Raw genomic sequence first — 23,576 nt, forward strand, 5'->3', positions numbered from 1 at the left:
GGCCAGCGAAAGCTGGCCCTAATTTTATTTCTCGGTGACTTCTTCGAGCGGCTTTTTGGTTTCTGCCGCGCCGTGAACAATAAGCCGGTTCGAGCGCTGCCCGGTGAAATGGGTCCACAGCCAGCTGATGGTCACGAAGATGCGTGTCTTGATTTCAACGAGGAAATAGACGTGCGCAATGCACCATAGCCACCACGCCACCCAGCCGGTGAACACCACCTTGCCGAAGTCGGTCACGGCTGAGCGCTTGCCGATCGTCGCCAGATCGCCTGCGTGCTTATAGTTGAACGGCACATGCCGCCTATCGCCCACGAGGCGACGGTTGATAACGCCTGCCACATAGGCGCCCATCTGCTTGGCAGCAGGCGCCACGCCCGGCACAGGCTTGCCGTTGAAAGTCGTGCTCGCCACGTCGCCGATGACGAAAACATTGTCCATGCCCGGCACGCGCAGGTCATCGCCAACCTGCACGCGGCCTGCGCGGTCGCCTTCAATGCCCAGCCACTTGGCAGCCGGCGACGCCGACACACCCGCGGCCCAGATAACGGTGCGCGTCGGCAGGTACTTCACGCCACAGCGCACGCCTTCATCGTCGATATGCACTACAGCCGAGCCAAGTTCCACTTCCACGCCCAGCTTATTGAGCGCGCTCAGCGTGTAATCCGACAATGCCGGACGGAAGTTGCCCAACACCTTGCCAGCGGCTTCGATCAACACCACACGCAGCTCTTCGGGCTTGATGTGGGTGAACTGGTTCTTGAGCGAAATCCGGCCCAATTCGATAATCGCGCCTGCCAGTTCCACACCCGTCGGACCCGCGCCAATCACAGCAAAGGTTAGCAGCGCCTTGCGCTTTTCCGGGTCGTTCTCGCGCTCTGCGGCCTCAAAAGCCAGCAGCAGCTTGCGGCGAATGGCGGTCGCGTCTTCGAGCGTCTTCAGGCCCGGCGCGTATTTTTCCCATTCGTCATGGCCGAAATAGGCGTGCTGTGCACCCGTCGCCAAAATCAGGCTGTCATAGGCCTCGCGCGTTCCGTCCTCGAGCACAACTTCGCTCGCGCCGGTATCGACGCCGGTCACTGTCGCCATCAACACATGCGCATTCTCTTGACTGCGCAAAATGTGGCGGATCGGCCAGGCGATTTCCGAAGGGCTCAGCGCGGCGGTCGCGACTTGATAGAGCAGGGGCTGAAACAAGTGGTGGTTGCGACGGTCGATCACCACCACTTCAGCGTCAGCGGACTTCAAGGCCTTCGCCGCAGCCATTCCGCCGAACCCGGCGCCCACAATTACGACGCGGTGTTTACGGCTCGTCATGGCTAGTCCTTGTATAGTGCGTCTTAGACGCTAGAGATTCTTGGTCTTTTTCTCCCAACCTTCGCTGTAATTTTTGAACCCTTGTACGACAAGCGGCGGAAATGCCGCAGGGAGGGGGGCTTGAGGGAGATCTTCACAACATAATACCGCGGCCCCGAAACTGGTTCCTGTGCTGTCCTGCGACGCGTGGACCGGCCTCTCGGTTAGCGCCGCCAAAGCCCCGCAATACAAGGCGTTCCGCGCCAGCGGTCCCTCCACAATAATCGCCTCGCCGACCCCGCAAAGCCCCAAGGCCGCGCGGGTCAAATGCGCGAGGTACAGTGTCGCAGCAGCCGTGCGCTGCCCCTCTGTCAGCGCCGACTTGTCCACAGACCATTCGCCTCGCCTCTGCCCATAGGGGCCCACACCGGCGACAAAACTCGGATAGGCCTGCACCTGCTGCTCGATCACGAAAGCAATGTCCGCCGCGCTCGGCTCGGCATAGTTCGGCACCAAGAGATCGAACTCGCGCCCACCCATAAACCGCGCCGTCGGCACAGGACGCCCCAGCGCGTCAACATTGGCCAGACTGTCGCGTTCCTTGTCGAGCGCTGCAGTGCTGCCCCCAAGGGTCATGCAAATGGTCCAGGTTCCGCTGGATATGACAGTAACCGGATTCTGAAACCGGGTGAGATAGGGCACCAGCGACGCGTTTGAATCGTGAATGCCCGAGCAAACCGGCGTGTCCGCGGGCAGCCCGGTCTCAACTGCCACCCGTGCCGTAATATGCCCCAAAACCGCAGCAGCCGGTTTGACGGGCGGAAACAGCGCGCGCCACCCTTGCTGCACCACCATCTGCGAAAAATCCCCCGTATTGGGGTTCCACAGATCGGTATGGCACCCCAATGAAGTCGCCTCGCTCGCCAGTTTTCCCGTCAGCCGCCAAGCCCAATATTGCGGATAGGTCAGGATCGCCGTCACCCGCGCAAACTCGTCCGGGAAACTCTGCGCCTGCCAGAAAATCTGCGCCCCCAGATTGAGCCCATTGGGCAAGCGCGGCGACAGCGTTTCGCTAAACTCCCCTCGCGCCAACCCATAGGCATCGGCACAAGTCTCGGGCAGGGGGCTTTCATAGTCGAGCACCGGCAGGGCCAATTCATCCCCCGCCACCAGCGCCGCCGTTGCGCCATGCGTGGTGATGGAAATCGCCCCCACCCCATACTCCGCCTCAAACGCCCGCAACCCGTCGAGAATAAACGCCCAGAGCCGCTCTGTGTCATGAGCGAGAATAGCGATCCCGCCCACGTCCAATTCGATGGACCGATTGGGTGTTGAGCGCGTGTCGATATGGTGTCCATCGCCCGCCAGCAGGACCAGTTTCGCATTGGTTTTGCCAATATCGATGACAGCAATATTGCGATTAGACGAAGCGGTCATCGGCCCTCCCCAGCACAACGAACCACGCGAAACTAAATGATTTTTCGGGCGGGTGCTACGCTGGAATGGAAGAGTTTTAGGGCCGGTATCCTGTCACCCCGCGTTCTCGGGGCGGGGGGCTCTGTTGCGTAGTAGTCGGCGTAGCAAGCATCACCCCACGAGCTGTAACCCTAGCCCCGCTTCCCTCCCCCTCACACACCAGCCGTTAGGCCGTCGCTGCGTTTCGCCGATCGCGAGCCTTTGCTGCGCGCTTTTTCGCTGCCAGTGAAGGGCTCGATAAGCCTAGTTGATTGAAGAAGGCGCTGTTGCGAACTTCAGCATCTCGCAACATTTTTGCGAATGAGATGACGCGAATCCGGGCGTTGTGGGGGACGGACCAGCCTATATAGCCCTCACCGTCGGGCGTGGGTTGTTGGGCAATTGATCGTTGTAGCGCCTTGCGTGTTGACGCAGTGAGATCGCAGACAATTATGCAGTCGAACGGCGTGCTTCCGTCTATATTGGAAACCACGGCGCCGTCGACGTCCTTAATGGTTTTTCCACGAAGGAGGTCAACATACGTAAGGACTTGCTGTACAGGGTCTTGGCTCATGCGCTCGTCTCCGGGGCGCTTGAATTCGACGATTGCGATTGGATCGCTGGTTCCTTCTCGCCGAAAGCCAAGAGGGTTAAAGAACAAAATATCTGGTTCTTTAGTCGAACTGGATTCTGGTGCGAGGGACTTAATCGTCTTGTCCGAAGCAAAGAATTCGTATGCGCCGAGTGTGTCATCAAGCATCCAGAGGTTGTGGTCCGCATAGCCTCCTGTTTGATACATCTCGCCCATTGGGCATATGAGTTCGTGAATTACGCGTTCGTAGTGGTATGTCTCCTTATTCTCATCATCATACTTCAAAAGGAGATTTGCGAGCTGAAGAATTTGGTGGCGCTTAACTACAAGCTCGGCAAGTCGGTGCTTTTCCTGGTTTGATATCTCTTTTAACGTTTCCTCTGCTTGTTCGCGGACTTCTGGCTCGAGATTATCTAGAATGTCGAGCTGGGCGATACGCTTGCGAAGCTCCTTCTCATCGCGATAAAGCAAAACAAACAAATTCTGAGCTATTTGTTCATCGTCCATGCTCGGCGCAATCTGTGTAACGTAATCCTCAAGGTTCGTTATCTGAGATGCTAGTTGGGGATGCTCCTTCAGGATTACTTCAACTGTCGCTTTCTGTTGTGTTCTCAGGTTGCTGATGTGATCAGCTAGAAATTCTTCGCTAGCTGCAAGGATTTTATCTTCTAATGTTTCTTTTTGATCTGCGGTAAGCTTGAAACCCAACCTCTCTTGATCAACTCGTTCGTCTAGGAATTTTGAGCTAACGACTGCGACGTAGGCTTTGCCATTTTTCAGTTCCTTGAGTGCGTACTTTCGCTCAATCGAAACAGGATCACCCACCAACCGGCCATGAGCGGTAAGTAGATATGCATTGCGAAGTGCAGTGGATATCGAGGGGTTAACGAATAGATGGTCTATAAAAAGTTCAGTCGCTCCATCCCCAAAATCTACGTGCCGAACAGTTCGTATCGCCGGTTCGACCTGATCTGAAATAAACTGGTTAAGACTAACGGTCTCATCCTTATGGGTAATCCCAATGCTCGGGAGCGTTCCAGAGATGAATTGAGGGAAAAAATGTAGCGCCAAGTCTTTTAGATATGACGCAGGCCGGACCCTTCCTCTCTGGTTTTGTCTGATCTGAGATAGTGTTATCGTTGTCCCAACGTCCAAATGGGGTGCGGATTCTTCTGTGAAGTCTCGTATAGATTCCGAGTGCTCCGGGTCGAAACGAAACGAGACTTTTTTCTTTGTACCGTCAAATTCGAAGACGCTGTCCACGTTGATGACTTCGAAGAGCTTTATCCAAATAAATCGGCCTACGCCTTTACCGCCGCGAGCATATTTGAATCGGCTGTCACTAGTTTCGAATGAGTCAAGATTTTCCGCGTTGAACCCAACGCCATTGTCTCTAACAGTGATCGATTTGACGTCCCCTTCATCGTCGACGTCGATGTTAACGGAAACGGTTCCTAGCTCAGCGGCCAGTTCCTCGGTAAATCGGTCATTAATCGCGTGGATGGAGTTGCTGACAGCTTCATACACTGAATAGAGAACGGCCGTTTTCCCGTCTGGTAGGCGCATGTTGTTTATCCGGCCTAGGACGTCGAATTTCATTTAGAAGTATCCTGAATTCGAGATGCAGAAACGATTACGTTGATTGTCTATGAGTGGCAATAGTGATGTATTTTTCTTGGATAGTAGTTGTTTATTTTATGAGGATTGTTGGTGGTTCGGGTTGTGAATTTATTTTCTTTTGGGAGCCAACTCGCTCGTTGCAGCTGACTTCGAAAAGTATATCCCCCCACATCCCTTTGAGTGGCCCTAACTCCGTGTCCGTGTTAAACACCACCCAAATTTAGCGCCGGGCCACGATCGGCAGATTTGGTGCAGTTAGAATACGCATGGACACTCAGACCCTAAAACGCTCCCGACGCTTCTCCGTTGCCCCTATGCTCGATTGGACCGACCGGCACTGCCGCGTGCTCCATCGGATGCTGACGCGCAATTCCCTCCTGTTCACCGAAATGGTGACGACGGGCGCGATTGTGCATGGCGATGCGAACCGTCACCTGCGCTTTGATCCGGTCGAGCAGCCTGTGGCCCTGCAGCTGGGCGGCTCGGACCCTGCCGAGCTGGCGGCAGCAACAAAAATTGCCGAAAGTTTTGGCTATAACGAGATCAATCTCAACGTCGGCTGCCCGTCAGATCGCGTGCAGTCGGGCCGCTTTGGCGCCTGCCTCATGGCCGAGCCTGATCTCGTGGCTGACTGTGTGAAGGCCATGCGCGACGCAACTTCGCTGCCCATCACTGTCAAATGCCGCATCGGCATTGATGATCAGGACATTGAAGAGAGCTTGGATCGCTTCGCCGACAAAATGGTCGAAGCCGAAGTGGACGCGCTTTATGTCCACGCGCGCAAGGCGTGGCTGAAGGGCCTGTCGCCCAAAGAAAACCGCACCATTCCGCCGCTCGAATATGCCCGCGTTTATCGCCTAAAGCAGCGCCTGCCGCATGTGCAGATGCTGATCAATGGCGGCATCGAAACCTTTGAGCAGGTCGACGAGCATATGCAACATATGGATGGGGTGATGGTGGGCCGCGCCGCCTATCACAATCCCATGCTGATGGCCGAGGTGGATGCGCGTCTCTTCGACGACACCCGCGCCGTGCCCGATTTCACGCAAATCGTGTCTGCTATGGCCGATTATGCCGAGGGCGAATTGGCCAAGGGCACGCGGCTGAACAATATCGCCCGCCACATGCTGGGCCTCGCCAATGGCCGTCCCGGCGCTCGCCAGTTCCGGCAAATCATGAGTGTCGATGCCTGCAAGGCAGGCGCGGGACCGGAAGTGTTTGCGCGCGCGGTCGCAGTGGTCGAAGACCGCGCTGTTGAAGAAATCGCCTAATCGGCGATTTCGAGCGAATTCTGCGTCACCGAATAGCGGCTGAGCGTTTCAAGGAAAGTCATGCCCAAAAGGCTGGTTTCCAACACGCCTTCGCGCGTCACCAGCGCCGTAATATTGCGCCGCTCAATGCCGCCAACGCTGATCGAGCTTAGCCGCACCCGTGCGGCGAGGCCTTGCCCATTGGCGGTGGAGACCGGCACGATATAGCGCAAATCCTCGGTTCTAATCCCCGCTGCTTCCGCATCCGGTACGGTCAGCACCACAGTCGATGCGCCCGTGTCGAACACCATTGGGGTTTCGTGGCCGTTGACGTTCGTGCGCACTTCAAAGTGCCCGTTCATGCCACGGCGGAACGTTGCCGTGCCGCCTTGCGCATCGACAAGCGCCACGCCGGGCTGGAGTTCGCCAGCGACGCGCTGGGCGACATTAAAAATCTCATCGCGATAGGTGTAGGTGATGATGACAATGGCGAAAATCCCGACCCAGCCAATCACCCCGCCGACCAGTTCAGCCGCGCGGAACCGACGGGCAGACATGCCACCCGCCACTATGATCAAAATAATTACCAGCGGCACCAGCTGGGCCGTCTGCATTTGGCTCAGGCCGATCAGCGTGCCCGCATCAGCGCTTATCAACAGCGCAATGCCAACCGCGATCACCAGGGCTAGGCCAATAAACAGCATTCTCGTTTCGCTCCGCACCGTCGCACGCAGTCCATTTAGGCGCGCACTGCCGACATTTTAAAGGCGTTAAATGAAGAGAAGTAAAAGAGTGATCCCGACGATCTCACCCAGCGCGCCAGCTGCGCCCAAAAGGTCGCCCGTTTGCCCCTTCACGAGCCGCATGCACCATTTGGTCCAGCCAAAGCTCAGGAGCCCGATCCCGGCCATTGCGACCAGAGTGCCAATCGGGCCCACGTAAAATCCGCAGCCGATGCAGAACAGAATTGTCGTCAGCGCGATGCCAATCCAGAAGTCGCGCGCGGAGAGAACACCGGCTGTGGCGGCGATGCCGTCAGAACGCGCTGGAGGCAGCGCATGTGCCATCCAAAGCCCCGCCACGCGCCCATAAGTGCTGGCACAAAGCCACAAAATGGCCCCCATAATCGCGCTCTGTTCAGCCATTGCGGTGAGGGCGGTGACGCGCAAAACGAGAAACAGACACAGCGCCGCCACCCCATAAGTGCCGTGCCGACTGTCTTTGAAAATCTCCAGCCGCCGCTCCGGCGTATAGCCGCCAAACAGCCCATCTGCCGCATCGGCGATAGCGTCTTCCATCATCCCGCCGCCGACAATGATCATCGCCGCAACCGCCAGGGTCGCCGCAAAAGCGGTCGGAAGACCCGCGCTAACCCCAAGCACTAAAACAGCAATTGGGAATATGCCGATGATGATCGAGGCAAAGGGCAGGGCCCGTGCGATCCGCCCCAAGTCGGGAACTTCATGCGGCGAAGACCCGGTCGGTAGCCGCGAAAAGAATCGCAGCGTCATCACAATATCCGCCCAAAACCGGGTGAGGGCATTGCTCTTAGCGTGCGTTTCGCCCGGTTCTTTCGGCAAATCGGTCAATTGCATTCAGCTCCGATATGGGCAACAAGACCCGCGCTTCTCTAACATATTGCGCCGGACCTACCATGCCCGCTCTCAATCCCGCATTTGCCGACATCATTGAACTGTTGATTGCAGTACCCGATGGCGATGATGCCGCGGTCGCGGCAGTGCGCCAGCGCGACGCAGCGCTCACAAAGCCCGTCGGCTCGCTCGGGCGTCTGGAAGAATTGGTCGAGTTTCTCGCGCGTTGGCAGCACCGCTCCAAGCCGCGTCTCGACAATCCAATGGTCACGATTTTTGCGGGAAATCATGGGGTTACGGATCAGGGAGTATCGCCTTATCCGCGCGAAGTGACCGCGCAAATGGTCCAGAATTTCACCAATGGTGGTGCTGCGATTTCGCAGATTTGCGGACTGCACGAGATCAATCTGCGCGTCTTCGAACTCGCCCTTGAGCTGCCCACGGGCGATATCACCAAGGAGCCAGCCCTCGACGATCAGATGTGCGCTGCAACCATAGCCTATGGCATGGAAGCGGTTGCCGGTAAGCCGGATCTGATCTGCCTGGGTGAAATGGGGATCGGAAATACCACAATCGCCGCAGCCATTTACGCTGCGCTTTATGGCGGCAAAGGTGCAGACTGGGTTGGTCGGGGCACCGGCGTCGACGATGCGGGTCTCGCGCGCAAAGCAGACGCGGTCGATCGTGCTTTGGCCTTCCATGCCGGAAATCTGGAGCACCCGCTTGAGATTCTCGCGCGTCTTGGGGGGCGTGAGATCGCGGCCATGCTCGGCGCCTTGCTCGCGGCCCGCCACCAGAAAGTTCCTGTTGTTATTGATGGTTATGTGGCCACAGCCGCCGCTGCCATCGCCCACGCGATTAACCCAGCCGCGATCAATCACTGCCTCTTTGCGCATGTTTCGGCCGAAACCGCCCACGCGCGAGTTTTGGAAAACATGGGGCAGGTTGGCTTGCTCGATCTTGGTATGCGTCTTGGTGAAGGCACAGGTGCCGCACTCGCAGCCGTCATGGCTAAGACCGCGCTGCACCTTCACAACAATATGGCAACCTTTGAATCGGCCTCGGTCTCGACCAAAGAACCCTAGTTCTCTGCCGAAGTTTCATCTGGCAGCGGCTTGAAATCAAAACCTTTTGGCCCCGGTTCAAGGGCCAAAAGGTCAACGCTCATGTCGTTGCGGAAGCGCAATACCGAAGCTGCCGCAAGCATTTCGAGCGCGGTGATGTCCTTTGCCTTCACTGCGGCATTGAGAGCTGCGTGCTCCACCAGAAAGTGCCGGATGTAAGTCTCGGCCATGATCTGCTTTTGCTGGTCGCTCAGCTGGGCGAAGGCAGGATCGATCGAAAACGCAGCGCGGAGCTGCGTCTGAACGGCGGCATTGTCGACCTTGGTCGAGTAAGCAGCGTTGGCGGTGATCCAGTTGAGAATCCAATAGGATGTCAGCGCATCTGCGACATTTCCCAGCTCGAGCCCATCCTTGGCAACCAGCTCCTGCCAGGTGTCCAGAGCCGAGTTTTTCGCAAAAGCCTCTCGCAGATTGTCGCGAGCTTCCACGCCTGCCGACCAGCGTATTTCTTCAAGGAACTCGCGCTCAATGCGTGCCGAGGTGGTGGGGGAGAAATGGTAAGAGGTGTCGAACGTCTCGTCTTCAACCTCTTCGGTTGGCGCCATCGGTGCAGTGGCAGGGGCTTCTTGCGCAATGCCAACAGTCAGGCTGAAACCGAAAAACAGTAGAGACGCTAAAATTCGCATAAAATCCTCCGACGCGGACATAGTCGCTATCCGCGTCGAAAATGTCGATCCTATGTCAGGCGATGTGAAAGCTTATCCCGCTGCGGAATAAATCTCGAGGCGGTCGTGGCGCTCAACAACTGGCGCAACGGCATCCATCACGCGCTGGCGCGGGAAAGTCGCAATGACTTCTGTGCCAAAGCGTAGCTTGGAGAAGAGATCAAAACGACCTTGGTGCAGGTCCATGATCTTCTGAACGATCGGCAGGCCCAGCCCAGCCCCTTGCTCCGCCGTCTTCTGTGCCAGAGAGCCCTGACCGAACGACGACAAAACGGTCTCGATTTCGTTTTCCGGGATGCCCGGACCATTGTCCTTAACCGAGATCATTTGTCCGCCGTCAGCGCTGCGCTGCACCACCAAAACCACCTTGCCATTTTGGGGAGTGAACTTGATGGCGTTGGACAAAAGGTTGAGCACAACTTGGCGGATGGCGCGTTCGTCACCCCAGAGTTTTGGCAAGTTGTCGCCAAAATTATAGGCCAATTCGATCCCGCGTGAGCGCGCGCGCAGTTCCATCATGCGGCGGCAATCTTCCGAAATGTCGATCAGCGATACGGCTTCTTCGTTGAGCTCGTATTTGCCCGCCTCAATGCGGCTGAGGTCAAGGAGCTCATTGATAAGGTTCAGCAAATGCTGGCCACTGGCGTGAATATCGGTCGCATACTCGCGATACTGAGCAACTTGGTGCGCGCCCAATAGCTCGGATTTCAGAACTTCTGAGAAACCGATGATCGCGTTCAGTGGCGTGCGCAGTTCATGGCTCATCGTTGCCAGAAACTGACTCTTGGCAATATTGGCCTGCTCAGCATGGCGGCGCGCTTCGTCCGACATGTTGCGCGCTTCTTCCAACTCAGCGATCAGCGCATCCTTTTCTGCCTGGTGCGCGATCGTCTCCAGTTCGGAAGCGTGAAGCTGGCGAGCGAGATAGAGGAAAAACACTTCGCCACAGATGGCCACGGCCGACAGGGTGAAGTTCAATGTGCCACCAGCCAGCATCATCACGGCCGATGCTGAGATCGTTACGGGCAGGGTGCTTGCGAGCGTTGCAATGGGCAGTGTGTGCGTGGCTATGGCATTGCTGGCGATGGTCACCAGCACCATGGCAAACAGAACCGGCGTCAAGCCTGCTTGTGCTTCCAGCATTGGGAAGACTGCAAGTAAGGCGAGGGCCATGCCGCCGATGGTTTCAGCGATAACGAAGTTAGTGGTCCAGCGGGCAGCGTTGAAACGGTTTGGGGGCACCGACAAGAAGCGGCGCGCCATCAGCACGACCACGAGCAGGCTGGCAATAACGACCCCGGCCCATAGGCCCGTAATGGTCAACGGGACCCAGAAGCTGGCAACGACGGCGAGAATGATAATGATTGCTGCCATGGGCAGCGCTGCGCCGAGGCGGGCGTTGGCGTAGTCCCGCATCAGTTCATAATCGAAATCAGCGCGCGTGCCAGAACTGGACGTCAATCGTTGACGTGCTTCCAACACCGTTTTTTGGGCGATGCGCTTGCCGTCGCGCGCCGAACGAAAACGGTCATCGGCAATATAAGCCGGCATGGACGCCATGGACTCTTACTCGTTACACAACAGCGAGCAATTACGCGCTCGCACCATCTTTGTGGGACATTAGGCGTCTCGTGGTTAACGAGGCGTGTATCTATCCCACCGCATTGGGCATATCCGACCGGCTGGGCGCGGCTGGAAACTGGTTAATATTCTCCTTAGACGTTCGAACACGTTGTCGTGCGCAATTTTATTGCGCAAAATTCGCCGATGTGGCACTCAGAAGGGCCAGTTGGCCGGTTGGTTCGGCCGTGTAGTGGAATCTGATTTCTGGGGGGCAGAATGGCGCTCGACAAAATTGACCGTAAAATACTCACCATTCTACAAAAAGACGCGACGATGCCGGTCGCCGAGATTGGGCGTAAAGTCGGGTTGTCGACCACTCCATGCTGGCGCCGCATTCAAAAAATGGAAGAAGATGGCGTTATTCAGCGTCGTGTTGCTGTCCTTGATCCGGGCAAGGTCAATGTTGGCGTTACCGTATTTGTCTCGGTCAAAACAAACGAGCACAACGATGCTTGGATGCGCAAATTCGCTGGTGTGATTGATGAATTTCCAGAAGTCGTGGAATTCTATCGCATGAGCGGCGAGGTCGATTATTTGATGCGCGTAGTGGTGCCGGATATTGGTGCCTACGACACATTCTATAAGCGCCTCATTAGCAAAATTAACCTGACCGACGTCAGCTCGGCCTTCGCGATGGGGCAGATCAAATACACGACGGCTCTGCCGCTCGATTTCGCCATCGTTGTCGACGACGACAAATAGGGCTTGCCTGTAGCGATTGGGGGCGACTAGCCCCCGGTCACGCTCATATGACGCCCCAGCGCAGGCTCTGGTCGCGCACGATCAATCACGAAATCATGGCCCTTGGGCTTTATGAGCATCGCTTGGTCCATGGCGGCTTCAAGCCCTTCGAGGCCGCCATCACGCAACGCATCTCGTAAGCAAACTTGATCCTCTTGACCCAGGCACAAGAACAGCTGGCCTGTAGCTGTTAGACGGACCCGATTGCAGCTCTCGCAAAAATTATGGCTCATCGGCGTTATGAAACCCAAAATGCCGTCGGTCTCGGCCACATGCACATAGCGGGCAGGCCCGCCCGTGCGCTTATCCAGACGCGTAAGCGTATACCGCTGCTTTAGCTGATCGTGGAGCTCGCGCAGGGGCAGGTAGCTATCGACGCGATCTAGCCCCACCTCGCCGAGCGGCATGCCTTCGATCAGCGTGAGGCCCATGCCCTTGCCATGGGCCCAAGCCATCATGGCACCAATCTCATCGTCATTGACGCCACGCATGGCGACCATGTTGATTTTGAGCTTGAGGCCAGAAGCTAATGCAGCGTCAATGCCTTGGAAGACGTCACCGATCCGTCCGCGCCGAGTGATCTCCCGAAATCGCTGTTCGTCGAGAGTGTCGAGAGACACATTGATCCGCTCAACACCGGCGGCCTTTAGGTCTTCGGCATATTTCGCTAGCTGGCTACCATTCGTCGTCAGTGTGAGTTCTTCGAGCCCCTCGCCGATATGGCGTCCGAGGCTGCGCACCAAATCCATGATATCACGCCGGACCAAAGGCTCCCCGCCGGTCAGGCGAATTTTGGTCGTACCGCGTGCGATAAACGCCCCAGCAATCGCTTCGATTTCTTCAAAGCTGAGCACTTCCTTTTTGGGCAGGAAGGTCATCTCTTCGGCCATGCAATAGACGCAGCGGAAATCACAGCGATCTGTCACCGAAATGCGCAGATAGCTGATCTGTCGACCATAGCGGTCAATGAGTGGTCGTGATGGCGCGATAGGTGCATTCATGTCGCCCAATCTAATGGCCGAATGATGCGACGGAAAGCGTAGAAAACAAAAAGGGCCGCCGAAGCGACCCTTTAAAACTTATCTGGCGTCGATCAGTGATTGACGACGATGCGTGCGCCAACCTGAACACGATCATAAAGGTCGATAACGTCGTCATTGGTCAGACGAATACAACCGGATGAAACGGCTTGTCCAATCGACCAAGGCTCAGACGTGCCGTGGACGCGGTAGAGCGTCGAGCCGATGTAGAGCGCGCGTGCGCCCATCGGGTTATCAGGGCCGCCTGGCATGAATGCTGGCAGGTCTGGGACGCGCTTGCGCATTGCTGGCGGAGGTGTCCAAGTGGGCCATTCTGCTTTGCGGGTTACCCGGTGCGCGCCACTCCAAGTGAAGCCGTCGCGGCCGACGCCAATACCGTACTTCATCGCCTTACCGTCTTCTAAGACGAGATACAGGCGGCGTTCACCGGTTTCGATAACAATCGTGCCGGGCTTCTGGTTGGTTTCGTAATCAACCACTTGCTTCTTGATTGGGCTGCCGCCGCGGCCACCCGGTGTCGCGACACGTTCTTCGAACTGGTTTGTATCTGGGTTGTACCAGCGTGCGGCGGAGCTCGGTAGGACCGTGCTGATCGCCAGCAGGATCGACAGACCGAACGCCAGTGCTATTTTTGTAATGCTCATGCGTCCACTTGGCCTTATTGACTGTGCGACTCAGTACCTATGTCGCGACAACTTGTGTACTTACTGCGACCAAGGGCACTAGAAAAGATAATGCAGGCCATTGGCGGCTTTCCGCGGCGCATCATACGGTTATTGTGTTGCTAGTCGGTTACAATTGCTCTTAGTCGGCGCGTATACGCGACGAAGGTTTGGTTGACGCGATCTCTGGCTCCTGCCACATCGCGGGCCATCGGATAGAAGGATTTTGGCATGAGCGAAGACCTCAAGCGTAAAGCGGCGGAAATGGCTGTTGCGGACGTAAAGTCCGGCATGCGGCTGGGATTGGGCACCGGCTCGACCGCCAAGCACTTCGTTGATCTGCTGGGCCAGCGTGTTGCAGACGGTCTGGACGTGATCTGTGTGCCGACTTCGGAAGTCACTGCCGCACAAGCCAAAAGCCTGAATATCCCTTTGTCAGATCTCGATAGTTTGGATCGCCTTGATCTGACCGTTGACGGTGCCGATGAACTCGATGAACACCTCAATCTCATCAAGGGTGGTGGCGGCGCGCTGCTGCGTGAAAAGATTGTGGCCGCTGCCTCAGACGCGATGATTGTTATCGCCGATGGCACCAAGCGCGTCGAAATGCTCGGCCGTTTTCCTTTGCCTATTGAGGTCAACCGCTTTGGCTTGGGCGCGACGCGCCACTCTGTCGAAGAGGTTCTTAAAGCTCACGGAGCGGAGGGCGGCCTCAAGTTGCGTGGCGAAGATAAAGGACAAGTCTTTGTCACTGACGGTGGACACTTGATCCTTGACGCTTTTTTTGGCCGTATTTCGCAGCCAGAAGTGCTTTCGAATGACCTGCTGAACATTCCGGGTGTTGTCCAACACGGACTTTTCCTGAATATGTGCCGCAAGGCTTATGTCGCGACGCCAGATGGCGTAGTGGTGATTGAAACAGGTAATTGATTGAGGGTGGACCGGGGCTGATGACCTTTGTGAACCGTAACTGGATGCGTGGCGCACGAGTCGCCGCATGTGCGGCAGTGGCAGCAGGCGCGCTTGCGTTTAGCGCCCCGACCTTTGCGCAGGAAGTTGCTCCAGAGCAGCTGGCGCTGGCTCGTAAGTATGTTGATCTGACGGACCGTGCTGCGGTCTTCGAAACCACCGTTGTCACGGTTGGTATCGACAGCATGGCTCAGTTGTTGACGCAGAACCCTGAAATTGAAGCGCAGCTCGATGAAGTCATCGGCGACGTTATCAAGGAATACAACGGCCGTAAGGGTGATCTGCTCGATCAGTTCGCACGTGTTTACGCTCTGCGTTTCACCACCGATGAGTTGCAGCAAATCGTGAACTTCTACGATTCCGCGGTTGGCCAGAAGCTGGCAGCGGCGAATTCGGAAGTGAACATGGACCTCCAGCGCATTCTTCAGGTGTACGAAAACAACCTGCGCGTCGAATTCTTTGCCAAGGTTCGCGCGGGTCTGCGTGACAAGGGTATCACGCTCTAAGGCGTGATCAAAAATAATCTGATCGACCCCGCCCAGTGCGGGGTCTTTTTTTGCCTAAGCTTTTGCCCCATATACAGCGCGTATTGGCGATGAAACTTAGGTGCCGCGATGAGCTTTGATTACGACCTGATTGTTATTGGTGCAGGTTCTGGCGGAGTTCGCGCGGCGCGTATGGCAGCGACCTACGGTGCCAAAGTCGCGGTCGTTGAGGAATTCCGGGTCGGCGGCACATGCGTGATCCGTGGCTGCGTACCCAAAAAGCTCTATGTTTATGCCTCGCGCTTCCGCGACGAGTTTGAGCTCGCCGAGAGTTTTGGCTGGCAAGTGGATGCAAGCTTTGATTGGCCGACGCTTGTCGCTGCCAAGGAAAAAGAGATCACCCGTCTTGAAAACGCTTACGCAACCAATCTGGCCAAGCCGGGTGCAGAAATCATCCGCGACCGCGCCGTCGTTACCGGTCCAAACAGCGTAAAGCTACTCAAGGGTGACCGCGAGCTGACGACCAAGTACATTCTTGTCGCCACGGGTGCGACCCCGTTCATTCCCGACGTTCCGGGCAAAGAACTGGGCATTTCTTCCAATGAAGCCTTCGATCTGCCTGAACTGCCGAAGTCCATCCTCATCGAGGGCGGCGGTTACATCGCCGTTGAGTTCGCCACCATTTTTGCTGGCCTAGGTGTCGACACGACACTCGTCTATCGCCGCGATAGGCTGCTGCGCACTTTCGACAAGGACATGAGCGAAGGGCTTGAGTTTGGCCTTAAAGCGCGCGGCATAGCGCTGCGCTATAACGACGGTGTTGCAGGCCTGGCCAAAAGTGCAGACGGTGTCACTGTCACCTTCAAGTCCGGCGACAGCGCCAGCTATAGCCAAGTTATGTTCGCCACAGGTCGCACACCCAACACTGATGGTCTTGGGCTTGAAACCGCAGGCGTCATTCTTGATGGCCAAAAGAACATTGTCGTCGACGCGTTTTCGAAGACGAACGTCCCTTCGGTCTATGCGGTGGGCGATGTCACCGGTCGCGCACAATTGACCCCCGTGGCTATTCGCGAAGGGTGGTACTTCGCTGAAACACTGTTCAACAATAACCCGCTGACGGTCGATCATTCCCTGATCCCGACCGCTGTGTTCTCGGAGCCGGAGATCGGGACTGTTGGCCTGACTGAAGACGAAGCCGTCGCTCAATCAGGCCATGTCGACGTTTACCTCACTCGCTTCCGCCCCATGGCGAATACGCTCTCTGATCGGCAGGAGCGTGTGGTGATCAAGCTGATCACCGAAAAAGACGAAGGAAAGGTCTTGGGTGTGCATCTGCTCGGCCCAAGTTCGGGTGAAATGATCCAGATGGTTGCCATTGCCGTTGGCATGGGCGCGACCAAAAAGGACCTAGATCGGACAATTGCTCTGCATCCAAGCGCAGCCGAAGAACTCGTGACCTTCAAGTCACCGAGCTATTCCTATCGAAATGGCACCAAGGTCTAACGCGTTTAAACTTGGCACCAGCCCTCGGTCTTGCTAGAGCCGAGCGCAACACTTCCGCCTGCCTGCCTCAAGCGAGACGAATAATGACCGACTGGACCCCGAGCTCTTGGCGCCAGAAGCCTGTTAAGCAGGTGCCTGCTTACCCTGATATGGCTGCTTTGGCAGATGCGGAGCGTCAGCTCGCCAGCTTCCCTCCATTGGTCTTTGCTGGTGAAGCCCGCGAGCTCAAGTCCCGCCTTGGGGCTGTTGCGCGTGGTGAGGCCTTCTTGCTTCAGGGCGGCGACTGCGCCGAAAGCTTTGCAGAACACGGTGCGGATCACATTCGTGACTTCTTCCGCGTTTTCCTGCAGATGGCGGTAGTCCTCACCCATGGTGGCTCTAAACCGGTCGTCAAAATTGGCCGCGTGGCAGGGCAGTTTGCCAAGCCTCGTTCTGCCGATACCGAAGTGATCGATGGCGTCGAGCTGCCGAGCTATCGCGGCGACATCATCAATGACATTGCCTTTACCGAAGGCTCGCGCGTTCCAGATCCGGCTCGTATGCTGATGGCCTACCGCCAGTCTGCCGCAACGCTCAACCTGCTGCGCGCCTTCTCGAGCGGCGGTTATGCCGAACTGACCCGCATCCATGAGTGGACCATGGACTTCATGAAGGGCTCGAATTCGAACGCCCGCTTTGAAGAAGTTGCCAAGAAGATCGACGACGCGATCACTTTCATGGGTGCACTCGGGCTCAACCCAGAAAACACCCCTGCGCTGAAGCAGACGTCTTTCTACACCAGCCACGAAGCGCTGCTCCTGGGCTATGAAGAAGCGCTGACCCGTCGCGATAGTATCTCCAAAAACTTCTACGCCACTTCGGGCCATATGCTCTGGATCGGCGATCGCACGCGCAATCCAGACGATGCGCACGTTGAGTACTTTGCCGGTATTCACAACCCAATCGGCGTCAAGTGTGGCCCGAGCCTTTCGAACGACGATCTCCTGCGTCTGCTCGATCGTCTCAACCCGACTGACGAAGCTGGTCGTATCACGCTCATTTCGCGCTTCGGTGCTGACAAGGTTCGTGATCACCTGCCGCGTTTGATCGAAACCGTCCAGAAGGCTGGTCGCACCGTTGTCTGGTGCTGCGATCCGATGCACGGCAACACCATCAAGGCCTCGACTGGCTACAAGACGCGTCCATTCGATAGCGTCCTGACAGAAGTGAAGGAGTTCTTCTCCGTTCACCGTGAGATGGGCACTTACGCAGGTGGTGTGCACATCGAAATGACTGGCGACGACGTCACTGAATGCGTCGGCGGTATGTCGGCGGTCACTGAGCAGTCTCTGTCGGATCGTTATCACACCTATTGCGACCCACGCCTCAACGGTGCTCAGGCACTTGAGCTGGCATTCTTGGTGGCTGAAGAAATTCACGCTCAGAAGCCAGTGCGTGAAGTCGCTCCGGCGGCCGAATAAGACTATACAGTCGCAACCAGCGCGGAACGGGATCCGTTTCGCGCTGGCTTGCCCTTCAATCAGTGAGGGGCTAAGTCTCGCCACCTAGCCCGGCGGACTCCGGGTTTCTGCCCTTCGAACAGGCTCAACCACGTGACCGATCAGCTTCGCATCGCCCTCGCACAGCTCAATCCCAAGGTCGGTGACCTTGTTGGCAACCTCGCGCTCGGTCGTCAGGCTCTCGCCGATGCTGTCAGCGCTCAGGCGGACATTCTCATGTTCCCCGAGTTGTTCCTGACCGGCTATTTCCCCGACGACCTCCTGTTCAAACCCAAATTTATCGCTGACGCGGTAGCCACGGCAAAAGAGCTCGTCAAAGCGACGGATAGGACAGACGTAGTCATTATCTTGCCGACGATCTGGCAGGATAGCTTGGGTCTCCATAACGCTGTCATCGTTGCCGAGAATGGCGAGATCACCGCCATCCGCACCAAGCATGAACTGCCCAATTCAGATGTGTTCTTTGAGAAGCGCTACTTCACAGCGGGCGCTCTTCCAGAACCGGTGACGATCAAGGGTGTCACTGTTGGCATTCCGATCTGTGAGGACATCTGGCACGAAGCCGTCTGCGCGCAGCTCACTGAAATGGGCGCGGAAATCCTGCTCTGCCCGAATGGTTCGCCCTATTGGCGCAACAAGCAGCACGTGCGCAAAAACCTCGTTCGCGCCCGCACCGAGGAAGATCAAATCCCGTTGCTCTATCTCAATCAGATCGGCGGGCAGGATGAGCTGGTTTATGACGGTGCCTCCTTTGGCATGGAGCCGGGCAATAAGCTCGTCTTCCAGGGCAAGTCTTTTGAAACCGACTTTATCATTTCGGACTGGGCTCGTAGTGAGGCAGGTTGGACCTGCACCAATGGCAAGATTGAAGAGCTGACATCGACTGATGAAGCCCCTTGGCGCGCCTGCGTCCTGGGCTTGCGCGACTACGTCAAAAAGAACGGCTTTAAAAATGTCGTTCTCGGCCTTTCCGGCGGCATAGACAGTGCTGTTGTTGCGGCCATGGCGGTTGATGCTCTGGGCCCTGAGAACGTTCACTGCATCATGCTGCCATACCGATATACGTCCGAAGCCAGCATCAAAGACGCTCGCGAATGCGCGGAGCTTTTGGGCGTACGCTACGACGTTGTTTCCATCGGCAATCCCGTTGATCAGGCCCTGGTCGAACTCCAGCCCGTCTTCGGGACGCGTCCTGCCGACCTCACCGAAGAAAACATCCAGTCGCGTATGCGCGGCGTGGTGCTCATGGCGGTCAGCAATAAGCTGGGCAGCATGCTGCTCACCACGGGCAATAAGAGCGAGATGGCCGTTGGCTACGCCACCATCTATGGCGACATGAACGGCGGCTATAATCCGCTCAAGGACATGTTCAAGATGGAAGTTTATCGCCTCGCGGCATGGCGCAATGCCAATGTGCCGGGCGATTGCCTTGGACCATCCGGCATGGTCATTCCGCAGAACATCATCGATAAGGCCCCGAGCGCCGAGCTGCGCCCGGACCAGAAGGACCAAGACTCTCTCCCGCCTTACCCAGTTCTCGACGCCGTGCTCACAGCACTCGTGGAGGATGAGAAATCGGTTGCGGAGATCGTATCTGACGGTTTCGATAGCGAAATGGTGCTGCGGATGCAGCGCCTGATAAATATTGCAGAATATAAGCGGCGACAGGCCCCTCCGGGCCCTAAGCTGAGCGCTAAGGCATTTGGCCTTGGCAGAAAGTACCCAATCACCAATGGCTATAAGGATTTGATCGTCGGATGAGCGTAACTGTTCGCTGGGCGCCGTCCCCCACAGGTCGTATCCACCTCGGCAATGCGCGTCCTGCGCTGCTGAACTGGTTCTTTGCACGTCGTCATGGTGGCAAATATGTGCTGCGCATGGACGATACAGATTTGGCCCGCTCGACGCGTGAATTCGCCGACGGCATCGAGGTTGACCTCGAGTGGCTCGGCGTTAAGCCAGATTTGCTGGTCCGTCAGTCAGAGCGCACTGCGCTTTACGATGCAGCGCGTGACAAGCTCATCGCTGCCGGGCGTCTCTACCCATGCTACGAAACGGAAGAAGAGCTTGATCGTAAGCGTGCACGCGCTCGCCTTCTGGGCAAACCGCCGATCTATGATCGCGCTGCGCTCGACCTCTCGGACGAAGACAAGGCCCGTCTCGAAGCCGAAGGCCGTAAGCCGCATTGGCGCTTCAAACTCGATGGCAAGCCCGTCATTTTCGAAGACCTGATCAAGGGCAAGCAGACGGTCAATACCGCCTCCATGTCCGATCCCGTCCTCATCCGTGCTGACGGCAGCTATCTTTATACCTTGCCATCTGTTGTCGACGATATCGACCTCGCCATTACCCATGTGATCCGCGGCGAAGACCACGTATCCAACACCGGTACGCAGATCGAAATCTTCGAAGCCTTGGGCGGACCGACGCCGATTTTCGGTCACCACAATCTGCTCACCGATGCTCAGGGGCAAGGGTTCTCCAAGCGCCTTGGCTCGCAGTCGATTGCCGATTACCGCGAAGAAGGTTTTGAGCCTCTGGCTGTTGCGATCATGGCAACGCTCACCGGCACGAGCGTTTCGGTCGAAGCCTTCGATAGCCTCGACGCTATCGCCGAAAAGCTCGAACTCTCGATGATCTCACACGGTTCGGCTCGGTTTGATCCTGCGGAATTCGCCGCGGTCAACGCGCGCCTCTTGCACGCCATGCCCTACGAACAAGCCGCTGATCGCCTGTCAACGCTTGGTGTTGAGGGTGAGGCAGGTTGGAACCTGCTGCGTGAAAACCTCAACAAGTTCGGTGATATCGTCGAGTGGAATAAGCTTCTCACCGGCCCGATCACGCCCGTCGTTGCCGACGAAGATCGCGAATTCCTCGCGCTTGCTAAGGCGGCATTGCCACCAGAGCCTTGGGATCTGACCACTTGGGGGACTTGGACCGACGCGCTCAAAGCATCGACCGGTCGCAAGGGCAAAGCACTGTTCTTGCCCCTGCGCATGGCGTTAACTGGCCGTCATGACGGCCCAGAACTTAAGAGCCTGATCGTCCTGCTTGGGCGTACGGAGTGTCTGGCCCGACTACCCTAACGGCCTTCCCATCAAAATTGACGATCCGGAGTTCCTGCGGTGCAGGGGCTTCGGGTCGACGGGCAATCTCGCCCGGGCCAGATGGTCGTGGACGGGGCAGGGGGACGTCGACCATAGCGACAGCCTGAACTGCAAGCATTTCCGGCTGTACTGCTGCCTGAACGGGCGCAACGCCGCGCGGGTCCCGGCGTGGCATCGGGAAAGTCATCCCGTTGATTTCCATCATTTCAACCTGCTGACCAGCATCCGTGCTGGCGACCTTAACCGCGCCTGCAATGGACGGAGCGGCTTTGCAGCTCGAGGCATTGTCGAACTTTTCGCGATAGGCGAAGGCATAGGGCATTGCGCTGTATGCGACGCCGCCAGTGTTACGCATCTGTTCGGGTTCTTCGCCAGGGTTGTTGTAATAGAACAAATCAACCGGCGTATTGGGACACATCTGCTGACAGGCCTGCGCGTCATTCGTCAGATAGTCCGGCAAGGTCGAATAGCTGATTGGCCAGAAGTAGCCATCCGTCAGACGTACGCAGAGTGTACGAACGGTGTTGTAGCCAGAATTGCCCCAGCCGCCTTCGACAAAATCGCCATTGGTGAAGTCCTGCTCTGAGGACGACCCGAAAATACGATCAAAAATGCTTTGACGGTCGCCGGACATGCCGGTGTTCGCTGCACAGCCAAATCGGGCCATTTCCTGCAAAATCGCTTCGCGCTGTTGGGCTACTGCGGTGGCATTCTGCATGCCTTGAGAAGCATTGGCCAAGTCTTCTCTGGCCTTAAGCACATCGCGCGCGATGCCTTGGCATTCCTGGTTCAGCTGCCGACCCGCACGCGCGTCGTCATTGCAACCGCGACGAATATAGCGGCTTTCCGCATCCTGCACCTGACGCTGCAATTGGCGCAGCACATTGGGATTATTGCCAAATCTCTGGAAGTCGCCATTGCTGTTGAACTGCGCCAGCGCGTTCTGCAGCTGCGCACATTGGGCGGCTTGCGCGTAGGCGGTATTCACGTCCAGCACGAGCATGATCGCGGCCAGAGCGAAAAGAAAGACGGAACGAAGACCGGTCGAAATTTTGGTCACGTAATATCCCTTGACGAGTCGCAACCTAAGCGACCTTGGAGTCCTTAAGACATCGCTAGGGCTCCTCGCAACATTATACGCCCGGCGCGAGGGATTGTTACCTCTATGCTGTGACGCAAAGCTTTGGAGTTATACCTAGGATGAAACTGGCAACGCTGCGCAACGGCCGCCCTGATGGACAATTGGTCGTCGTATCGAATGACCTGTCGCGATATGTTTCGGCGGGTCGCATCGCAGCAACGCTGCAATCTGCGTTAGATGACTGGGACAGTGCCAAGCCTGCTCTTGCGGCCCTTTCGGCCCAGCTAGAAGCCAACCAGATCGCCGGCCAGCCCTTCGCCTCCGCACAGATTTTAGCGCCCCTGCCGCGCGCCTATCAGTGGATTGATGGGTCAGGCTATATGAGCCATCTCGAACGCGTCCGGTCGCTGAAGGGAAGCAAGGACGAAGAGCTGCAGTCGGTCCGTCCGCTACTCTATCAGGGCGGTTCTGATTCGCTTTCTGCCCCGACGGATCCGATTTTGGTCCCCTCGGATGACCTCGCGACCGATTTCGAAGCGGAAGTTGCCGTAATCATCGGCGCAGTGCCGATGGGCGCTGACAAAGAAACAGCCACTGCCGCTATTCGGCTCATCACGGTTTGCAACGACGTTTCGCTACGCAAGCTTGTCGTTGATGACCTCCAAAACGGCTTCGGTTTCTTCCACGCCAAACCTTCTACGAGCTTTGCTCCTGTGGTGGCGACACCCGACGCATTAGGGGCTCTGTGGCGTGAAAACCGCCTGCACTTGCCGGTAAAAATCGAGGTTAACGACACGCTCTACGGACAGCCCAATGCAGGGGTTGGCGTCCACTTTGATTTTGCCGATCTTATTGTCGAGGCTGCAAGAACGCGCTCTCTCGCTGGTGGCACAATCATCGGGAGTGGCACCGTTTCCAATGCCCATGATGAGACTTTGCCGATCAAGCAAAACGGCATTGGCTTTGCCTGCATCGCCGAAGCTCGGACCGCCGAAAAGGCCAAATTCGGAGGCGCGCGCACGCCCTTCCTGAAGAGCGGTGATAGGGTTCGCATCGCTGCCATCAACGAAGCGGGGCAGTCCGTTTTTGGTGATATCAATCAAACGGTTCGTGTCGCCGGGGCGTGATCACATTCCCGTGTACGCCTTGGTGCAATGTGGCGTCGGTGTAGAGTGTCTGTAAAGGCAGCGGCGCTGCCAGATTATTCGCCTCCAAAGCGATAGGGCGGCCCCGTGGGGTCGCCCATTTTTTGTTTTCACTTGCTTTTCTGCA

Annotated in this window: 20 protein-coding genes; 10 read left to right on the forward strand and 10 right to left on the reverse strand. The window is 56.9% G+C overall.

What is annotated here, in order from left to right; translation table 11 throughout:
* Positions 1-24 precede the first annotated feature (24 nt).
* The 3 genes from JHC09_RS09105 to JHC09_RS09115 all read right to left on the reverse strand — a co-directional run bounded on the left by JHC09_RS09105 (position 25) and on the right by JHC09_RS09115 (position 4,939).
* A complete protein-coding gene (locus JHC09_RS09105; RefSeq protein ID WP_199531696.1) occupies positions 25-1,314 on the reverse strand; it encodes an NAD(P)/FAD-dependent oxidoreductase in 1,290 nt (429 codons plus the stop codon).
* 30 nt (positions 1,315-1,344) lie between these two features.
* Positions 1,345-2,730, reverse strand: a complete 1,386-nt coding sequence (locus JHC09_RS09110) for an FGGY family carbohydrate kinase (RefSeq protein WP_199531697.1) — start codon at positions 2,728-2,730, stop codon at positions 1,345-1,347.
* A gap of 205 nt (positions 2,731-2,935) precedes the next feature.
* Positions 2,936-4,939, reverse strand: a complete 2,004-nt coding sequence (locus tag JHC09_RS09115; protein ID WP_199531698.1) for an ATP-binding protein — start codon at positions 4,937-4,939, stop codon at positions 2,936-2,938.
* 287 nt (positions 4,940-5,226) lie between these two features.
* Here JHC09_RS09115 and dusA point away from each other — a divergent pair, with 287 nt between their 5' ends.
* Positions 5,227-6,231 (forward strand): tRNA dihydrouridine(20/20a) synthase DusA, encoded by a 1,005-nt coding sequence (dusA, locus tag JHC09_RS09120; RefSeq protein ID WP_199531699.1) that lies wholly within the window; start codon positions 5,227-5,229, stop codon positions 6,229-6,231.
* Here dusA and JHC09_RS09125 read toward each other — a convergent pair.
* Both JHC09_RS09125 and JHC09_RS09130 read right to left on the reverse strand, forming a co-directional pair.
* Positions 6,228-6,914: a TIGR02281 family clan AA aspartic protease gene (locus tag JHC09_RS09125; protein WP_169194699.1), complete on the reverse strand. Its 687-nt coding sequence runs from the start codon at positions 6,912-6,914 to the stop codon at positions 6,228-6,230. The genes dusA and JHC09_RS09125 overlap by 4 nt on opposite strands.
* Before the next feature lie 66 nt (positions 6,915-6,980).
* Positions 6,981-7,805: an adenosylcobinamide-GDP ribazoletransferase gene (locus JHC09_RS09130; RefSeq protein WP_210338137.1), complete on the reverse strand. Its 825-nt coding sequence runs from the start codon at positions 7,803-7,805 to the stop codon at positions 6,981-6,983.
* A 59-nt stretch (positions 7,806-7,864) separates the two neighbouring features.
* Between JHC09_RS09130 and cobT the strand changes: the two genes are divergently transcribed.
* Positions 7,865-8,887, forward strand: a complete 1,023-nt coding sequence (gene cobT / locus JHC09_RS09135) for a nicotinate-nucleotide--dimethylbenzimidazole phosphoribosyltransferase (protein ID WP_199531701.1) — start codon at positions 7,865-7,867, stop codon at positions 8,885-8,887.
* On the opposite strand, the gene JHC09_RS09140 is transcribed toward cobT, so the two are convergent.
* Together JHC09_RS09140 and JHC09_RS09145 are read right to left on the reverse strand one after the other, a co-directional pair.
* Positions 8,884-9,573: a DUF6683 family protein gene (locus JHC09_RS09140; protein WP_199531702.1), complete on the reverse strand. Its 690-nt coding sequence runs from the start codon at positions 9,571-9,573 to the stop codon at positions 8,884-8,886. The genes cobT and JHC09_RS09140 overlap by 4 nt on opposite strands.
* A gap of 51 nt (positions 9,574-9,624) precedes the next feature.
* Positions 9,625-11,151: a HAMP domain-containing sensor histidine kinase gene (locus tag JHC09_RS09145; protein ID WP_248308949.1), complete on the reverse strand. Its 1,527-nt coding sequence runs from the start codon at positions 11,149-11,151 to the stop codon at positions 9,625-9,627.
* A 279-nt stretch (positions 11,152-11,430) separates the two neighbouring features.
* Here JHC09_RS09145 and JHC09_RS09150 point away from each other — a divergent pair, with 279 nt between their 5' ends.
* Positions 11,431-11,916, forward strand: a complete 486-nt coding sequence (locus JHC09_RS09150) for an Lrp/AsnC family transcriptional regulator (protein WP_169194703.1) — start codon at positions 11,431-11,433, stop codon at positions 11,914-11,916.
* Between the two features lie 26 nt (positions 11,917-11,942).
* Here the strand turns inward: JHC09_RS09150 and moaA are convergent, their stop codons facing one another.
* The gene (gene moaA / locus JHC09_RS09155; RefSeq protein WP_199531703.1) at positions 11,943-12,956 is read right to left on the reverse strand and encodes a GTP 3',8-cyclase MoaA; all 1,014 of its coding nucleotides are present in this window, start codon (positions 12,954-12,956) and stop codon (positions 11,943-11,945) included.
* Positions 12,957-13,048: 92 nt separating this feature from the next.
* The gene (locus tag JHC09_RS09160; RefSeq protein ID WP_169194705.1) at positions 13,049-13,639 is read right to left on the reverse strand and encodes a L,D-transpeptidase; all 591 of its coding nucleotides are present in this window, start codon (positions 13,637-13,639) and stop codon (positions 13,049-13,051) included.
* A 249-nt stretch (positions 13,640-13,888) separates the two neighbouring features.
* On the opposite strand from JHC09_RS09160, the gene rpiA reads away from it, so the two are divergent.
* From rpiA to gltX, 6 genes are all read left to right on the forward strand, one after another.
* On the forward strand, positions 13,889-14,587 hold the full coding sequence (rpiA, locus tag JHC09_RS09165) for a ribose-5-phosphate isomerase RpiA (RefSeq protein WP_199531704.1): 699 nt from the start codon (positions 13,889-13,891) through the stop codon (positions 14,585-14,587).
* A 20-nt stretch (positions 14,588-14,607) separates the two neighbouring features.
* Complete coding sequence (locus tag JHC09_RS09170) at positions 14,608-15,132, forward strand: DUF2059 domain-containing protein (RefSeq protein ID WP_199531705.1); 525 nt, start codon at positions 14,608-14,610, stop codon at positions 15,130-15,132.
* 108 nt (positions 15,133-15,240) lie between these two features.
* Complete coding sequence (gene gor, locus JHC09_RS09175; RefSeq protein ID WP_199531706.1) at positions 15,241-16,617, forward strand: glutathione-disulfide reductase; 1,377 nt, start codon at positions 15,241-15,243, stop codon at positions 16,615-16,617.
* Positions 16,618-16,697: 80 nt separating this feature from the next.
* Positions 16,698-18,077 carry a 3-deoxy-7-phosphoheptulonate synthase class II gene (locus JHC09_RS09180; RefSeq protein ID WP_199531852.1) on the forward strand — a complete coding sequence of 460 codons (1,380 nt, stop codon included), beginning with the start codon at positions 16,698-16,700 and terminating at the stop codon, positions 18,075-18,077.
* Positions 18,078-18,209: 132 nt separating this feature from the next.
* Complete coding sequence (locus JHC09_RS09185) at positions 18,210-19,877, forward strand: NAD+ synthase (protein ID WP_199531707.1); 1,668 nt, start codon at positions 18,210-18,212, stop codon at positions 19,875-19,877.
* Entirely contained in the window at positions 19,874-21,202 is a 1,329-nt protein-coding gene (gltX, locus tag JHC09_RS09190; protein ID WP_199531708.1) for a glutamate--tRNA ligase, read from the forward strand. The genes JHC09_RS09185 and gltX overlap by 4 nt, the downstream gene beginning before the upstream one ends.
* On the opposite strand, the gene JHC09_RS17175 is transcribed toward gltX, so the two are convergent.
* Positions 21,147-22,283, reverse strand: a complete 1,137-nt coding sequence (locus JHC09_RS17175) for a DUF2865 domain-containing protein (RefSeq protein ID WP_199531709.1) — start codon at positions 22,281-22,283, stop codon at positions 21,147-21,149. The two genes, gltX and JHC09_RS17175, sit on opposite strands and share 56 nt — an antisense overlap.
* A gap of 140 nt (positions 22,284-22,423) precedes the next feature.
* Here JHC09_RS17175 and JHC09_RS09200 point away from each other — a divergent pair, with 140 nt between their 5' ends.
* Positions 22,424-23,431 (forward strand): fumarylacetoacetate hydrolase family protein, encoded by a 1,008-nt coding sequence (locus JHC09_RS09200; RefSeq protein ID WP_199531710.1) that lies wholly within the window; start codon positions 22,424-22,426, stop codon positions 23,429-23,431.
* Positions 23,432-23,576 lie beyond the last annotated feature (145 nt).

It is taken from the genome of Devosia sp. MC532, from assembly GCF_016461625.1.
Lineage (GTDB): Bacteria > Pseudomonadota > Alphaproteobacteria > Rhizobiales > Devosiaceae > Devosia.

What these genes read in the sequence shown, in the direction of transcription:
- JHC09_RS09160 (WP_169194705.1), bottom strand. Translation starts at nt 13,639, where the DNA reads ATGAGCATTACAAAAATAGCACTGGCGTTCGGTCTGTCGATCCTGCTG.
- JHC09_RS09105 (WP_199531696.1), bottom strand. Translation starts at nt 1,314, where the DNA reads ATGACGAGCCGTAAACACCGCGTCGTAATTGTGGGCGCCGGGTTCGGC.
- cobT (WP_199531701.1), top strand. Translation starts at nt 7,865, where the DNA reads ATGCCCGCTCTCAATCCCGCATTTGCCGACATCATTGAACTGTTGATT.
- JHC09_RS09130 (WP_210338137.1), bottom strand. Translation starts at nt 7,805, where the DNA reads ATGCAATTGACCGATTTGCCGAAAGAACCGGGCGAAACGCACGCTAAG.
- moaA (WP_199531703.1), bottom strand. Translation starts at nt 12,956, where the DNA reads ATGAATGCACCTATCGCGCCATCACGACCACTCATTGACCGCTATGGT.
- JHC09_RS09110 (WP_199531697.1), bottom strand. Translation starts at nt 2,730, where the DNA reads ATGACCGCTTCGTCTAATCGCAATATTGCTGTCATCGATATTGGCAAA.
- JHC09_RS09115 (WP_199531698.1), bottom strand. Translation starts at nt 4,939, where the DNA reads ATGAAATTCGACGTCCTAGGCCGGATAAACAACATGCGCCTACCAGAC.
- gltX (WP_199531708.1), top strand. Translation starts at nt 19,874, where the DNA reads ATGAGCGTAACTGTTCGCTGGGCGCCGTCCCCCACAGGTCGTATCCAC.
- JHC09_RS09170 (WP_199531705.1), top strand. Translation starts at nt 14,608, where the DNA reads ATGACCTTTGTGAACCGTAACTGGATGCGTGGCGCACGAGTCGCCGCA.
- JHC09_RS09125 (WP_169194699.1), bottom strand. Translation starts at nt 6,914, where the DNA reads ATGCTGTTTATTGGCCTAGCCCTGGTGATCGCGGTTGGCATTGCGCTG.
- rpiA (WP_199531704.1), top strand. Translation starts at nt 13,889, where the DNA reads ATGAGCGAAGACCTCAAGCGTAAAGCGGCGGAAATGGCTGTTGCGGAC.
- dusA (WP_199531699.1), top strand. Translation starts at nt 5,227, where the DNA reads ATGGACACTCAGACCCTAAAACGCTCCCGACGCTTCTCCGTTGCCCCT.
- gor (WP_199531706.1), top strand. Translation starts at nt 15,241, where the DNA reads ATGAGCTTTGATTACGACCTGATTGTTATTGGTGCAGGTTCTGGCGGA.
- JHC09_RS09145 (WP_248308949.1), bottom strand. Translation starts at nt 11,151, where the DNA reads ATGGCGTCCATGCCGGCTTATATTGCCGATGACCGTTTTCGTTCGGCG.
- JHC09_RS09140 (WP_199531702.1), bottom strand. Translation starts at nt 9,573, where the DNA reads ATGTCCGCGTCGGAGGATTTTATGCGAATTTTAGCGTCTCTACTGTTT.
- JHC09_RS09150 (WP_169194703.1), top strand. Translation starts at nt 11,431, where the DNA reads ATGGCGCTCGACAAAATTGACCGTAAAATACTCACCATTCTACAAAAA.
- JHC09_RS09200 (WP_199531710.1), top strand. Translation starts at nt 22,424, where the DNA reads ATGAAACTGGCAACGCTGCGCAACGGCCGCCCTGATGGACAATTGGTC.